Below are 14,708 nucleotides of genomic sequence, written 5' to 3'. Positions count from 1 at the left end.
TCTAGCATGCCTCGCTTGAATGAAAAGGAGTAAGCCAGTTGTTTAAACGCATCCTAATTGCTAACCGTGGCGAATGTGCCATCCGTATTATTCGTGCCTGCAATGAGCTAGGCATTGAGTCTGTTGCTGTGTTTTCCGAACCAGACAGCCATGCCCTACACGTAAAAAAAGCCGACAAAGCCATTTTAATTGGTCCAGACCCCGTCAAAAGTTACTTAAATATTCACCGTATCGTGGACATTGCCATCAAAGCCAAAGTGGATGCTATTCACCCCGGTTATGGTTTCCTTTCTGAAAATCCTGATTTTGCCCAAGCTGTGATTGATGCTGGCATTACCTATATTGGCCCCTCTCCCGAAGCCATTGAAAATATGGGCAGCAAGACCAATGCGCGTACTGCTATGCTGGCTGCTGGTGTGCCTTGTATTCCAGGTACGGAAGCCTCATTGGTTAGTGTAGAAGAAGCTGTAGAAACTGCACAAGCCATGGGTTACCCCGTTATGCTTAAAGCTGCTGCAGGCGGTGGTGGGCGCGGTATTCGCCGTTGTGACAGTGATGCAGAAGTTGTTGAAAACTATGAACTCACCACCAATGAAGCCATGACTGCTTTTGGTAATGGCGAGTTATTCATGGAAAAATGTATTGTAGAGCCACGCCATATTGAGTTTCAAATATTGGCAGACTCGCACGGTAACTGTGTACATTTGTTTGAGCGCGACTGCTCTATTCAACGCCGCAATCAAAAACTCATTGAAATTGCTCCTTCCAATTATATTACAGATGAACTTCGTACAAAAATGGGTGAAGTCGCCGTGCAGGCAGCACTGGCTGTGGGTTATGTGAATGCAGGCACTGTAGAGTTTTTGGTTGATAAAAATCATGACTTTTTCTTCATGGAAATGAATACCCGTTTGCAAGTTGAGCATACCATCACCGAAGCCATTACAGGCGTAGATATTGTAGCACAACAAATTGCCATTGCTGCAGGAGAGCCACTTCCCTTCAAACAAGAAGATTTAAGTTTTAAAGGCAGTGCGATTGAATTTCGTGTGAATGCAGAAGATCCGCAAAATGGATTCTTCCCTAACCCTGGGCGCATTACACGTTACCATTCACCAGGAGGCCCTGGTATTCGCGTCGATGGCTGCGTCTACCCTGGATACACCATTCCTCCACATTACGATTCCATGTGTGCCAAACTCACCATTTGGGCACCGGATTGGCAACATGCCGTTAAACGTTCACAACGTGCACTTAAAGAATATGATATTCGCGGCGTTAAAACGACTTTGGCATTTTATCGTAATATTGCACTTTCTGATGTATTCCTCAAAGGTCAGTTTGATACTGGTTTTATGGAGCAACATGCAGACTTACTTGATTATAAACCATTTGAATCGCGTGAAGATATTGCCGCAGCTGTGGCAGTTGCCATTGCCGCACACGCAGGATTGTAGGAAAAGGATTGAATAGATGACACAAGCAAAGAAAAAACTAGCGATTACTGAACTTGCCCTGCGCGATGGTCACCAATCATTATTGGCAACCCGCATGCGTTTGGATGATATGTTACCCATCTGCGAAAAAATTGACCAAATTGGTTATTGGTCTGTTGAAGCTTGGGGTGGTGCTACCTTTGATACTTGCCTTCGTTATTTAAAAGAAGGTCCATGGATGCGTTTGCGCGAGCTCAACAAAGCCATGCCTAACACCAAAATCCAAATGTTACTTCGCGGACAAAACTTGCTCGGTTACCGCCATTATGCTGATGATGTGGTGCGTAAATTTGTAGACATGGCAGCAGCCAATGGCGTGGATGTATTCCGCACCTTTGATGCGATGAATGATTTACGCAATGTACGCACTGCCATTGCCCAAGTGAAAGAAAACGGTAAACATGCCGAAGGTACGATTTGTTACACCACCAGCCCTGTGCATACCTTGGACTACTTTGTAGACCTAGCCAAAGGTTTTGAAGATATGGGTTGTGATACGCTTGCCATTAAAGACATGGCAGGTTTATTAACTCCCGTAGCCACCAAAGAGCTTATTTTGGCGTTAAAAGATGCGATTAACATCCCCCTTCATTTACACTCACACTCCACTTCAGGTGTAGCTGAAATGGTGCAATGGGAAGCTGTACATGCCGGTTGTGATATCATCGACACCGCTATTTCACCATTATCGGGTGGTACATCGCACCCCGCAACCGAATCTATGGTTGCAGCCTTTGCAGAAACCGAATACGACACAGGTTTAAACTTGGAAGCATTGCAAGATGTCGCTGCTTATTTCCGCGATGTACGCAAAAAATATGCGCGTTTTGAATCCGATGTGACTCGCGTGGATACCCGTGTTTTTGTCAACCAAATCCCAGGCGGCATGATTTCAAACCTTGCCAACCAGCTGAAGGAACAAGGTGCATTGGACAAAATGGATGAAGTTTTGGACGAAATCACCAATGTTCGCAAAGACTTTGGTTATCCATCTTTGGTCACACCAACCAGTCAAATTGTAGGCACACAAGCCGTGCTTAATGTGGTTTCAGGCAAGAAATACAGCGTGATTACCGAAGAAACCAAAAACTACCTCAAAGGTATGTACGGAAAAGCACTGGGTGAAATCAATGCAAAAGTACAAAAGAAAGCTTTGGGTGATGAAGAAACCATCAGCGTACGTCCAGCTGATTTGATTCCTGATGAACTAGATGCTTTAACCCGTGAAGTGGGTGATCGTGCAAAATCTGTGGAAGATGTATTATCTTATGCCATGTTCCCAAGCATTGCTTTGGAATTCTTTGCTGAGCGTGAATCTGGCAACTTTAAACCTGAACCATTGGAGTTAGATGCCGTTGAGTCTACAACAACGGCAATACCACCTGCCCTTGCGCCTACTGAGTTTAACATCACCATTCATGGTGAAGAATACCACATTAAAATCGAAGGTACGGGTCATGTTGAAGATGATTTGAAACCTTATTACGTGAAAGTGGATAATGTATTAGAAGAAGTTTATTTAGAAACTTTAACAGAAATGGTGCCTACACTTGATGGACGCAGCATTGATGCGGGCAAAGTCTCTAAAGGTTCTAAACGCCCTAAAGCACGCAATGACAGCGATGTCACCACGCCTATGCCGGGTCGTATTGTTGCTGTAAACGTGAAAGAAGGTGATGCGGTTGAAGCAGGTGATACAGTGGTCACTGTTGAAGCCATGAAAATGGAAAATCCTGTACACGCCCCTGTAGCTGGTACAGTCAAAGCCATTTATGTTGCCGAGGGTGATACAGTTAACCCTGATGAATGTTTGATTGAGATTGGTTAAACCATACGCTTAATACGACAACCAAAGCCTTGTTTGATGCATTTCATACAAGGCTTTTTTTGTTACATATCAACAAAGGATAACTATATGTTTGGATTTAATAAAAAAAGAAAAACAGCCACAGCCCGTCATATCTTGGTTGCCGATGAAGCAGAATGCCAAAAGCTAAAAGAAGAAATTGAAGCAGGTGCCGACTTTGCAGAAGTTGCCGCCAAACATTCGACTTGCCCATCATCTGCCAAAGGTGGTGACTTGGGTACATTTCGCGAACGCGCTATGGTCAAAGAATTTAATGATGTGGTATTTACCGCAGAACTCAACCAAGTGCATGGTCCAGTGCAAACCAAATTTGGTTATCATTTGATAGAAATCACTAAACGCAGCAACTAATCGTTATAATTTATATCCACGCAATGATGTGATGCATCCAAAGTGAGCAGCACATCGGCAGTGTCAGGCATGGTTGTTAAACCATGTCGTGTTAAACGCTCGTAGTGTGCCATAAAACGCCTTAAAGCCTTATCATCCATACCAGAAGAGTTCGTCTGCTGCGCAAAAGTTTCTTGCTCTTGCTGCTTTCGCCATGCAAAAATCGATTCAAAACTTGGCGCTTGAAGATACATCATGACATCTATGTGTTGAAACAGTCTTTGATACTCAGCCCCAAGTGTTTTGTTCACCTGATTGCGCCACACACCACCCTTATCTTCCGTGGCTTCCAAACTATTGATAGGTGTTAAAAGTTCTGCTTCCGTTTGCGGCTCAAGCCCCAAACACCAACCTTCAAACAACACAATATCCACAGGTATTTCACAACTTTCCCATAATGCTTGCGGCTTGGGATTATCGGTTTGTTTATCAAAGCGTGGCAGCAACACTTTCCCCTGCCCGCTTTTAAGTTGTTTCAAAACCTGAATACCCAATTGCACATCATGGGTGCTTGGCACGCCACGGGTGGCAAACAATGGGTGTATAGATGCCGCAAGTTTTTGCCGTTGATTCTGCGATAAATACAAATCATCCAATGATAAAGTAACAACGCTAAATCTATCCGCCAATACATCCTGCAAAGCTTTGGCTAGCGTGGATTTCCCCGCGCCTTGCCCACCACTAATACCCACCACAAGCGTATAATTCACCTGCTTGTGTTCAGCTATCCAAGCTGCAAGTTCTTTATTCATAACAAACCACTCGTCATGCCCAGCTTGACTGGGTGTCCATGGTTCAAGTGTGGATTCCCTACTTCTAGGGAATGACGATTATAAAGTAACAATTTAGACTGCATCAACACGCTTAAAGCAGTGTACCCAAACAAGGGCATCATCTTGCCAGTCCATACCTTTATGCATGTTTAAAATCAGGTTCTTATACATATCAATCGATGGATAACCTTCAGCTTGTGCGCTTTCATCATCCATATCACCCAAGGTTTCACGTTTTAAGTCAGTCACGATAAAGCTCACGCCATCAAGCTCAAACGTTTCACCAGGGTATGCATACACCCCATCACGCCGTTGTTCTGTCTTTTTACCAGCAAGTGCTGCTTCAACCAACTTGGGGTGACGCACTAATCTTTCGATTGAACATGTTTTTTCTGGATAATTACTCATTTTTTACTCCACTTCTAAGCCTTTGTTATACATGATAAAAATAAAATAATGATTGCAAATTATTTCTATTTATGTTATAAACTAAATCGCTCGTGGAGCATACTTTAAAACAAGGAGAACATTCATGCTAGGAAGACATCAACGTACAACAGCAAAAGAAAGAACCTTGGTTACACCCGAATTCAAACAAACACACAGTTTCCACACCCACGAGAAAAGAAGGCTCAAAAGAGCAATGAACAAACGCATGAGACAAGCACTTAAACAAGAACTCGCCTCTTAGCGTTTCATAAACATACATAGCTCAATTTTTTAATAACCTAAGCCCTCCACCCGAGGGCTATTTTTTTGCTCGATAATACAGTTCTTCAAATTTCAACATCTTACATACCCCTCATATACCACGGTCGTAAAACTTGTTCGCCATCAAGCGCACTTTGTAGCTGCACCAATAACTTCGCTTGATCCCTAGGTAAGTTCCCAGCCAAAGCAAGTGCATTCGAAGCATGATTGGAACGGAAAATCACAGGTTTTGGCGGATTTAAACCGCGAATCAAACGCAGCTGTTCTTCAAGAATAGCCCTGTCATTAGGAATTTCAAAAGGCTCGCCATATTTACTTTGAAACTCTTCAATCATATCAGGTTCTAAGTGTAGCTGTAGCGTAGATAAATATGTAATGGGTGCACGATTCAATAGCTCTATTGTGCCATCAATGTGTTCCTGCCCATGATGTTTGCCACCCAAACCCAAAATCACCGTGCCAGACACCTTTAAACTCGCTTCATCTGCCTTAAGCATCGCCTTGGCAATGCTTTGCTGACTCGCACCTTTGGTAATTTTCTTCAAAATCAAGTTGGAGCCCGATTCAATACCAAGATAGAGAAGATTTAGCCCTTTTTCTTTTAACAATCGCAATTCATCGACACTTTTGTTCAAAATATTGCTCGGCGTGGCATAACAGGACACCCGAGATAACTTTGGCAATGCAGCTTTAAGGGCATCAAGTATGGCAATCAAATCATGGGTAGGCAGACAAAAAGCATCGCCATCTGCTAAAAACACCCTCCTTGCATCAGGCAAGCTCTTGGCAGCCTGTTGGATGTCGTGAACCACATCCACAAATGGGCGCTGGCTATACACCTTACTTCGATACATAGCACAAAAGCTGCACTGGTTAAAACTACAGCCTAACGTCACCTGAATAATCAGGTTATTCCCCTCACTGGGCGGTCGGTATAAAGGCATGTGATAATTTAGTAGCATATCAATCTCAGTATCGTTTAAAAGCTATGACCTCAATGGTTTTAAAGGGAAATAAATATCAGTCATCAATTCAGCCTCTGACACTTCGGGCATGACATTGATATATTCAAAAAAGAGTGCTGAATCACGTTTCATTTCATTGCTATTGGGCAACCAAGTCCGATAAAGCGCATTGACCTTCTGCCTCAACTTATCGTGTGAACCCTTGTGACGCAGCTTTGCATAACGACCACCAGGAATAGCTTTATTAACCACGCCATAAGTATTCTCAGCAATAGCTATATCCACTTCACCACAAACATCAAAGCGAAACTTTTGCACAGGTCTAGCCTCTGGATTACTGTAGACAATGCCAAAAGTTCGTTTCTTGGCGACAGGTGAGCAGCCACTTTCTTTACGCCAAGCTCTAAAAGTCTCAACCGATTCTGCTAATGTCTCAGGATGATCCAAATGTTCTAATGCCGCTACTTTGATCGCGTTGATATTTACAATATTAATCTTCATATGCAGTAATACTATTGTATTTTCAAAGCAATGAACACATGAAGTCCATTGTATTTAATTTTACAATAACCTTCGCATGGCTAAAGTGTCGTATGATTCATTTGTGATTGATAATGATAAAGGCGGTTGATCAACCCTATGCTCAAAACATTCCGAATTTTAAGTATGATTGAAGGTTTATCGCTGATTGCTTTGTTATTTATCGCTATGCCTGCCAAGTATCAGTATGGCATCGACCTCGTCAAATTTGTTGGTCCGATTCATGGCATGTTATGGCTCGCCTACTTACCTATGCTGGATGCCACCAATCGCCAACAAAAATGGCCGTCATCCATGTTAAGCATCGCATTTATCACATCCGTGATTCCATTCGGCTGCTTTTACCTTGAAAAGAAAATCAGAGCGCAGGGTTTGGTTCCTAATAAATCAGCCTAAGTCACTTCAACAAACAGCAAAACAAACTGAGGATACAGCCATGAGAGAAGTAACCATTACAAAAGAACCCACCGAACTTTATAAAATCTTAAAGTTTGAAGGGTTAGCATCCAGTGGCGGTGTTGCAAAACATGTGATTGCTGAAGGTGAGGTTTTGCTCAACGGTGTAGTTGAAACCCAGAAAAGAAAAAAGATTATATCTGGTGATATTATAGAGTTTGCAGGTGAAAAACTTCATATTCAGCTTGCGTCTGATTAATCAGTCACTACCCTCAATTTCCTAACCCACACACTTAAAATAATACACATGTGCAGAAACTTGCACATATCATGCAACAAGGTTAAACTTGCCTTATAAGCTGTACATGTATGAGGTGATAATATGCAAGTTGTAAATTTCACAGAAGCCAGAAACAATCTAAAACGCATCCTTGATAAAGTCACCGACGATGCCGACTACACCGTGATTAACCGCCGTGATAGCTCGGATGCTGTGGTCATGGGCTTGGATTACTTCAACAGTATGATGGAAACCCTCCACCTCTTGGACACCCCCGCCAATGCCAAACATCTCATGGAAAGCATCGCCCAATATCGCGCAGGGCAAGCCAAAGTTAAAAATCTGCTAGATGAGTAAACAAATCGCTTGGACTGATGCCGCATGGGAAGATTATGTGTGGTGGCAAAGCCAAAACCGCAAAACCTTAAAACGTATCAACAAGCTCATCCAAGCCGTCCAAAGAGATAATTTTTCAGGCATTGGAAAACCCGAACCCCTTAAAGGCAGCTTATCAGGCTTTTGGTCACGGCGAATTGATGAAAGTAATCGCTTGGTTTATGCCGTTGATGATATTTACATCACCATCCTTTCCTGCCGTAAGCATTACTAATCCATTTGACACACACTCTTAATCGCACTATAAACAGTATGATTAGGAGTACTATTATGCATTCACTTACAGCCAATGAATTAAAAACACGCGGTATATCTTCGCTTGAAGAAGGTTTGAAAGATTCGCCCGAATTGATGATTACAGTGCGCGGCAAAGAAAAATATGTGGTGCTAGATATTGAGTATTATCATCAACTTAGAGAAGTAGAGCTTGAAGCTGCGCTGCTTGAAAGCAGGCAAGATATAACGGACAACAAGGCAACTCAAGAAAGTGCAGAAGCGCATGTACAGCACATATTTGACTAATGCCATTTCAGCTAGTTTTTACCGACAGTTATATAAAACGTGCCAAAAAGTTTGCCAAGAAGCATCCCGAACTCAAACAACAATACCTCAAAACCCTGCAACTGTTAGAACTTAACCCTTATCATCCAGCCCTACGCTTGCATAAACTCACGGGCAGGCTTAAAGATTTACATTCAGTATCCATCAATGTGAGCTACCGCCTTACTATTGAACTCATCATTGAAGATGAAACCATTATCCCGATTAATGTTGGCACACACCAAGAGGTTTATCGTTAATTAAAGGACTCTGACCAGTTATCTCAAGATAATAGTAAATGTTAGACCTTACCCCGAAGTTCCGATTGTTAGGCCTGATTACCATTCTTCCAAGCCCCTTGGGACATAATAATAAAAGAACAAAATAGCCAACGCCGATATTATTGCGATAATGGAGACGATATATAAGAACTCTCCGCTCGAAACAGCATCTTTACGATCCGAGCTATTTACATACTTACTATGACCACTTGAATAGATTGCATATGCACCAGCTCCAATTAGCGCAACCGCAATATAATGAATGAACCACGTACCGAGGAAATACCAAATAGAGCTAAACGCAAACTCTCCATATTGGATCAAGTTGCGCACGTTTGCAACAACCAGACCTGACAATGCCAGCAGGACGTTACGGCGAGTTTCTGGTTCAATTATCATATTTATTCACAGAACTAACATTGTTGATACGTGGAAAAACATCCATGTATTTTTTCGTTATATATGGACATAGTTCCTCCGTATCCCGTATTATACTGGAAACACGAAGGTGTAGCATGTCCCGATTTCAAACGCGCGTCAATGAAAAGACCAAATATTGCCCAACCTCTGAAAGGTTGATGGATCAAGTACATGAAGTCCTTCGTTATCACCATTACGGAAAGCGGACAGAGAGAAAAAGGGGGCAGAGTGAACTTCCCCCAATAAACTTCTCACAAAAAAAAGCCCACTTAAATTTCTCTAAATGGGCTTTTTTATCACGCTAGTTTTTTGTATTTCATCCGGTGCGGTTGCGTTGCATCTTTGCCCAACCTACGTTCTTTATCTTTCTCGTATTCAGCGAAGTTACCTTCAAACCACTCCACATGCCCATCACCTTCAAAAGCAAGTATATGCGTAGCCACACGGTCTAAGAACCACCTATCATGCGAAATCACTACGGCACAGCCTGCAAAATCAAGCAAGGCATCTTCTAAGGCACGCAATGTTTCCACGTCCAAATCATTGGTTGGCTCATCGAGAAGCAATACATTGCCGCCCTCTTTCAGCATTTTTGCCATGTGCAAGCGGTTGCGCTCACCACCTGAAAGCATAGACACTTTCTTCTGTTGGTCGCCGCCTTTAAAGTTAAAACGACCGCAATATGCACGAGAAGACACTTCAGCTTTACCCAAAGTGATAAAATCAGAACCACCTGAAATTTCTTCAAATACAGTTTTGTTGTCATCCAATGCATCACGGGATTGGTCAACGTATGCCAGTTGCACAGTATCACCCACGGTTAATGTGCCTGATGTCGGCTCTTCTTGCCCTGTAATCATGCGGAATAATGTGGTTTTACCCGCACCATTTGTCCCAATCACGCCCACAATGCCACCACGCGGCAAATTAAAGTTTAAATCGTCATACAATACTCGGTCACCGTAAGCTTTGCTCACCATGTCCGCTTTAATCACCACATCACCCAATCGCTCACCTGCTGGGATAAATATTTGTTTGGTCGCATTACGCTGCTGCACTTCTTTGCTTGCCAATTCATCAAACGCTTTCAGGCGCGCTTTGGATTTGGCATGTCTGCCCTTAGTACCTTGACGCACCCATTCAAGCTCTTGTTTAATTGCTTTTTGACGCGAAGACTCTTCTTTGCTTTCTTGGCTTAATCGCGCATCTTTTTGCTCAAGCCATGATGAATAATTGCCTTCAAATGGAATGCCTTTGCCACGATCCAACTCTAAAATCCAGCCCGCCACATTATCCAAGAAATACCTATCATGGGTCACAGCAACTACTGTGCCTGTGTAATCATGCAAAAAGCGCTCTAACCAAGCCACAGACTCTGCATCCAAATGGTTGGTAGGCTCATCAAGCAGAATCATGTCTGGGTTGGACAATAAAAGCCTGCACAAAGCCACACGACGGCGCTCACCACCCGAAAGCTTAGACACATCCGCATCCCAATCTGGTAAACGCAGTGCATCGGCTGCAATATCCAGTTTTCGGTTTAAATCATGACCATCGGCTGCATTGATGATGTCTTCAAGCTTGGCTTGTTTCTTCGCCAGTGCATCAAAATCCGCATCAGGCTCGGCATATTGGGCATACACCGCATCAAGCTCTGCCAAAGCATCAATTACATCAGCAACCGCTTCTTCCACGTTGCCACGCACATCTTTGCTTTCATCCAATTCTGGCTCTTGCGCCAAATAACCTATCTTGATGCCATCAGCTGGACGTGCTTCACCCAAGATTTCTGTATCAATGCCAGCCATGATTTTTAATAAGGTGGATTTACCCGAACCATTCAGACCCAATACACCAATTTTTGCACCGGGATAAAAGGATAACCAGATGTCATCCAGAATTTTCTTTTTGCCGCCGACAACTTTGCCAACGCCTTGCATGGTATAAATATATTGTTCTGCCATTTCACAACCCTTGCACTTATTTTTGTGCAGAGTTTAACCAAACAGCTACTTTTTGGTACCGTTTTTATCCAAGTTGATATAACGATTGGCAGCCCAAAGATTTTCTTTTTCTGGGTGCAAGATTTGACGCTCGGCTTCTTCTCGGCTGTGTGCCAAAATATCTTTGATTAACCATGGATGTTTTTTCATCATGGGTTCAAATAACTCTGCTTTTAAGCGCAACAAACGGCATGGTGTACCCGTCACCACCCGGTACGGCGCACGGAAACCAACCAACAAACCACCCAAATGGAAAATATCACCCGGATGCATGCTACTGATAAGTTCAAAATTGCCACCTTCACCTTTTTTTAGCATAAGCAGCGTACCTGATTGCACCATAAAGGCATTATCCCTTGGTAAACCCTGCTCCACTAATATTTTACTGGGTAAATAGCTGGTGTGCCGCATGGATAATGCGACTTCTTTGCGTTCTTCATCATCCAATTTTCTGAAAATATCGTGTTGGCTTAACAAGTGATAACCCAACCGGCTACGAAATAAGTGATCCAATAAAGGTTGAACATTGTGATCTTTCGACTCTAGCTCAACAATATCATTGAACGAAAGTTCTAAAAGTTTCACATCCGTTGTACATTTCAAAGTTGCAGCACGACGCATACCTGTAAAATAAGCAACTTCGCCCATCAAACATGGGTGTGTTCTACTGCCTGTCAATGTTGTGGTCGTAATATTGGATATCAATACATCCACTTGCCCATCAATCAATAACCACATGTGATTGGCAATATCTTCAGCTTCACAAATAGTTGCCCCAGCAGGCAAACTTAGCTCTGTAGCATATTTAAAAAGCTGATCCACTAGCCTTGCTTCTTCATCATCATATGCCACATCAAGATTATGACCTTCAATCTCCGTTTCCACCGAGCCATCATGCACCAACTCATTCAAGCGTGACATACTGGCTTGTATCAATGTGCCTGTTGTATCCGATGGGTTTAAGGTCATGCTTTCCATCAATTTAGTATAAATATTTAAAGCACGTGTATGATCGCCCACATGTTCACTGGCATTGGCATAATGCAACAATACATCCCTATCTTCACTCCAAAACTCTGATTCCCATAATTCACCAAATAAGCGGTATGCTTTTTCGTATTCCCCCGCTTCTTCTGCTGCCATGGCGGCTCGAAAGGTGTTTGATGAATCATCAATGATATAATCACTACCTGACATAACCTATCCTCCATTCCAAAACAAAAACTTAACCAAACACACACATTACTTTTTCCCCATAGGATGCGCTTTATTCAGCTCATCATACAGTTGCGACCTTGAAACATGGGTATATATTTCAGTGGTCGTAATGTTCTCATGCCCCAGTAATGTCTGCACAGCACGCAGGTCTGCACCATGGTTTAACAAGTGTGTTGCAAACGCATGACGCAGCACATGTGGTGAAGGCACAGGGCTTAGTCCAACCAATATAGCACAATTATGCACACAACGCCACAATGTTTGTCGTGATAAATGCCCTTTTTTGCTTGGGAATAAAAAAACACTTGTGGCTTTTCGTATTTTCAACCACTTTTTTAACCAGAAATCAGCTTGTTCACCATAAGGAATTTCTCGTTCTTTATTGCCTTTACCAATCACACGCAATGTTTTTTGTTTTTGGTTAATATCAGCCACTTTCAGGCTTGCCAATTCACTCACTCGCAAACCTGTGGCATACATCATTTCCAATAAGAACCGGTCTCGTATGCCTTTATTTGTCGTTGTATCGGGGGCTTGAATCAGTGCTTCCACATCTTGTTCACTGATATATTTGGGTAACCGAAACGAGGACATCACACCCACTACATCCTGCATAGGAAAATCAGTACGCATTTTTTCATTTTGTAAATAGTGAAACCACGTAGCCATCGCACTGCGTTGGCGCTGAATCGAACTGGTTGCCAAACCCTTGTGTTGCAAATAAGCAAGATAATCCGTCACATGTTGTGCTGTCGCCAATAGCGCCGTGCTAGAGGGCTTAGCATCCAGCACAAAACGATGAAATGCCAATAAGTCCCTAAGGTATGCCTCAACAGTCAGTTTTGACCAACTGTATAACATAGCCATACGCTGCAATATGCCTTCAATTTTTGTCTCAGTATCTGTTTGGTTATGTGTATCTTCCACCTTCATAACCTCAACGGTGTAGCAGTTTAATGCGCCTCTTCTTCTTTTTCCTGACGGAAAATTTCAGCATTCTTGCCAATCAAAGCAATCAATATACCCGAATAAATAAACGTAGAAAGCATGATGACACCCACCACCACGGCAGTAAACATTTCAATATGTTCAAAACCTGCAGGAATCATCATCAACATCACAATGGATAAACCACCTTTAATGCCTGCAAAGGTAAGCACACCCCACCAACGGAAGTTCACATTGGTCATCTTGGTTGTTTTATTAGTAATGATTGCAAATTTTGCCATCATCAAAGCACGAATAACCGTGGTTGCTAAAAACATCACAATAATTTCAGTGCTATACTTCATCAGTAAATCAAGATTGATAATTTCTGCCATCGCAATAAATAAAATCGTATTGGCAACAATCGCCAAAAGCTGAATATCTTCTTTGGTACGCAAATGACGATTACGCTCTTCAACTGTAGCGCGAATTTTATTGAACATAAAACCAATCACATTGGATGATGAATCACCTTTACTCGATTCAAACTGTAATTCAGCTTCTTCTTTTTTTAATTTTTCATCATCCGTCGCCACAGCCTTGCTCATCACATGGTGCAAAGTAATGGTTGCAAAAATACATGAAAGTATGCCCGATAAGTGTAAATGCGAATGCCCACCAAACATATTTAAGAATATATAAAAAAACTCAGCCGCTTCAAACGCGCCATAACCCACCATAATCACAATCAATAACTCAGCAATTCTGTTCTCCGTCGTTTTCATAAATAACAACCCCAGATAACCCAAAATCACACCCAGCACAGTTGAACCAAAAATAACAATCAAGCTAATTTCAGTCACATAACCCAAGGTAAGTTCACCACCATCAAGGGCATAAAGACCAACAAATACAAACACAATCAAAGCTGTAGCATCATTAAAAAGGCTTTCACCTTCTGCAAGAATTTTTAAACGATGGGGTAGTTCAAAATTAGAGAAAATACTCACCACAGATACAGGGTCGGTCGCTAAAACCATAGCAAACAATACAATCACGGCAGCAAAAGACAGGTGATATTCTCCAAACAATGTGTCTGCAGTCAGCAAGGCTAAACCCACCGACAACGATACCGCAACCACTGCCAAGTACACCAAACTTAAACCATGTTCTTTTAAATCTTCAACTGTCAGTTCAAATGAATCGGTAATAAGCAATACGGGTAATAAGAGTAAAACTAAGGCTGCAAAATGTTCGGTATCCCCTGTAATCATAGGAATACCAGCAAACAAATAGTGAGCAAGGAAAGAAAGACCAATTAACCCTAAAGGGGATGGCACCTTAAATTTTTCTTCCAGCTGTAAGGCTATGAATAATATCACGCAGACAACAAGTAATGTTACAACCATTTTAAAGCTCCTCTTTAAAACCTACCCACATTAAAAACTAAGCATAACTTACTACGACATTTCTGCACAGTTTTTCTAACGACAGGCTAATTTATC

General features: G+C 42.3%; 18 protein-coding genes. 9 read left to right on the top strand and 9 right to left on the bottom strand.

The window, feature by feature from the left end:
• The first annotated feature begins 38 nt into the window (after positions 1–38).
• The 3 genes from DM09_RS10770 (at position 39) to DM09_RS10760 (ending at position 3,714) form a co-directional block, all read left to right on the top strand.
• Positions 39–1,457 carry an acetyl-CoA carboxylase biotin carboxylase subunit gene (locus DM09_RS10770; protein ID WP_038250990.1) on the top strand — a complete coding sequence of 473 codons (1,419 nt, stop codon included), beginning with the start codon at positions 39–41 and terminating at the stop codon, positions 1,455–1,457.
• A gap of 16 nt (positions 1,458–1,473) precedes the next feature.
• Positions 1,474–3,324 (top strand): sodium-extruding oxaloacetate decarboxylase subunit alpha, encoded by a 1,851-nt coding sequence (oadA, locus tag DM09_RS10765; RefSeq protein WP_081881199.1) that lies wholly within the window; start codon positions 1,474–1,476, stop codon positions 3,322–3,324.
• Positions 3,325–3,411: 87 nt separating this feature from the next.
• The gene (locus DM09_RS10760; protein WP_038250987.1) at positions 3,412–3,714 is read left to right on the top strand and encodes a peptidylprolyl isomerase; all 303 of its coding nucleotides are present in this window, start codon (positions 3,412–3,414) and stop codon (positions 3,712–3,714) included.
• Here the strand turns inward: DM09_RS10760 and DM09_RS10755 are convergent.
• From DM09_RS10755 to DM09_RS10740, 4 genes are all read right to left on the bottom strand, one after another.
• Positions 3,711–4,505: a zeta toxin family protein gene (locus DM09_RS10755; protein WP_051938408.1), complete on the bottom strand. Its 795-nt coding sequence runs from the start codon at positions 4,503–4,505 to the stop codon at positions 3,711–3,713. The two genes, DM09_RS10760 and DM09_RS10755, sit on opposite strands and share 4 nt — an antisense overlap.
• A gap of 93 nt (positions 4,506–4,598) precedes the next feature.
• Complete coding sequence (locus DM09_RS10750; protein ID WP_038250986.1) at positions 4,599–4,934, bottom strand: ASCH domain-containing protein; 336 nt, start codon at positions 4,932–4,934, stop codon at positions 4,599–4,601.
• A gap of 383 nt (positions 4,935–5,317) precedes the next feature.
• Positions 5,318–6,199, bottom strand: coding sequence for a radical SAM protein (locus tag DM09_RS10745; RefSeq protein ID WP_051938407.1), 882 nt, complete (start codon positions 6,197–6,199; stop codon positions 5,318–5,320).
• 24 nt (positions 6,200–6,223) lie between these two features.
• The gene (locus DM09_RS10740; protein ID WP_038250985.1) at positions 6,224–6,703 is read right to left on the bottom strand and encodes an AraC family transcriptional regulator; all 480 of its coding nucleotides are present in this window, start codon (positions 6,701–6,703) and stop codon (positions 6,224–6,226) included.
• Positions 6,704–6,841: 138 nt separating this feature from the next.
• Here DM09_RS10740 and DM09_RS10735 point away from each other — a divergent pair, with 138 nt between their 5' ends.
• The 6 genes from DM09_RS10735 (at position 6,842) to DM09_RS10710 (ending at position 8,614) form a co-directional block, all read left to right on the top strand.
• Positions 6,842–7,138 carry a DUF3817 domain-containing protein gene (locus DM09_RS10735; protein ID WP_038250984.1) on the top strand — a complete coding sequence of 99 codons (297 nt, stop codon included), beginning with the start codon at positions 6,842–6,844 and terminating at the stop codon, positions 7,136–7,138.
• A 40-nt stretch (positions 7,139–7,178) separates the two neighbouring features.
• The gene (locus DM09_RS10730; protein ID WP_038250983.1) at positions 7,179–7,397 is read left to right on the top strand and encodes an RNA-binding S4 domain-containing protein; all 219 of its coding nucleotides are present in this window, start codon (positions 7,179–7,181) and stop codon (positions 7,395–7,397) included.
• A gap of 123 nt (positions 7,398–7,520) precedes the next feature.
• The gene (locus DM09_RS10725; RefSeq protein WP_038250982.1) at positions 7,521–7,775 is read left to right on the top strand and encodes a type II toxin-antitoxin system Phd/YefM family antitoxin; all 255 of its coding nucleotides are present in this window, start codon (positions 7,521–7,523) and stop codon (positions 7,773–7,775) included.
• The gene (locus DM09_RS10720; protein ID WP_038250981.1) at positions 7,768–8,028 is read left to right on the top strand and encodes a Txe/YoeB family addiction module toxin; all 261 of its coding nucleotides are present in this window, start codon (positions 7,768–7,770) and stop codon (positions 8,026–8,028) included. The genes DM09_RS10725 and DM09_RS10720 overlap by 8 nt, the downstream gene beginning before the upstream one ends.
• Before the next feature lie 56 nt (positions 8,029–8,084).
• Complete coding sequence (locus DM09_RS10715; protein ID WP_038250980.1) at positions 8,085–8,336, top strand: type II toxin-antitoxin system Phd/YefM family antitoxin; 252 nt, start codon at positions 8,085–8,087, stop codon at positions 8,334–8,336.
• The gene (locus DM09_RS10710; protein ID WP_038250978.1) at positions 8,336–8,614 is read left to right on the top strand and encodes a type II toxin-antitoxin system RelE/ParE family toxin; all 279 of its coding nucleotides are present in this window, start codon (positions 8,336–8,338) and stop codon (positions 8,612–8,614) included. Before DM09_RS10715 ends, DM09_RS10710 begins: the two co-directional genes overlap by 1 nt.
• Before the next feature lie 78 nt (positions 8,615–8,692).
• Here DM09_RS10710 and DM09_RS10705 read toward each other — a convergent pair whose 3' ends face one another.
• The 5 genes from DM09_RS10705 to DM09_RS10685 form a co-directional block, all read right to left on the bottom strand.
• On the bottom strand, positions 8,693–9,034 hold the full coding sequence (locus tag DM09_RS10705; protein WP_038250975.1) for a hypothetical protein: 342 nt from the start codon (positions 9,032–9,034) through the stop codon (positions 8,693–8,695).
• A gap of 317 nt (positions 9,035–9,351) precedes the next feature.
• Complete coding sequence (ettA, locus tag DM09_RS10700) at positions 9,352–11,019, bottom strand: energy-dependent translational throttle protein EttA (RefSeq protein WP_038250973.1); 1,668 nt, start codon at positions 11,017–11,019, stop codon at positions 9,352–9,354.
• A gap of 45 nt (positions 11,020–11,064) precedes the next feature.
• Positions 11,065–12,255 (bottom strand): cyclic nucleotide-binding domain-containing protein, encoded by a 1,191-nt coding sequence (locus DM09_RS10695; RefSeq protein ID WP_038250972.1) that lies wholly within the window; start codon positions 12,253–12,255, stop codon positions 11,065–11,067.
• Positions 12,256–12,300: 45 nt separating this feature from the next.
• Positions 12,301–13,203 carry a tyrosine recombinase gene (locus tag DM09_RS10690; protein WP_269764236.1) on the bottom strand — a complete coding sequence of 301 codons (903 nt, stop codon included), beginning with the start codon at positions 13,201–13,203 and terminating at the stop codon, positions 12,301–12,303.
• 26 nt (positions 13,204–13,229) lie between these two features.
• The gene (locus DM09_RS10685; protein WP_038250970.1) at positions 13,230–14,612 is read right to left on the bottom strand and encodes a cation:proton antiporter; all 1,383 of its coding nucleotides are present in this window, start codon (positions 14,610–14,612) and stop codon (positions 13,230–13,232) included.
• Between the last annotated feature and the right edge of the window lie 96 nt (positions 14,613–14,708).

Source organism: Ghiorsea bivora, from assembly GCF_000744415.1.
Lineage (GTDB): Bacteria > Pseudomonadota > Zetaproteobacteria > Mariprofundales > Mariprofundaceae > Ghiorsea > Ghiorsea bivora.
This window is presented reverse-complemented; position numbering and strand designations above follow the sequence as displayed.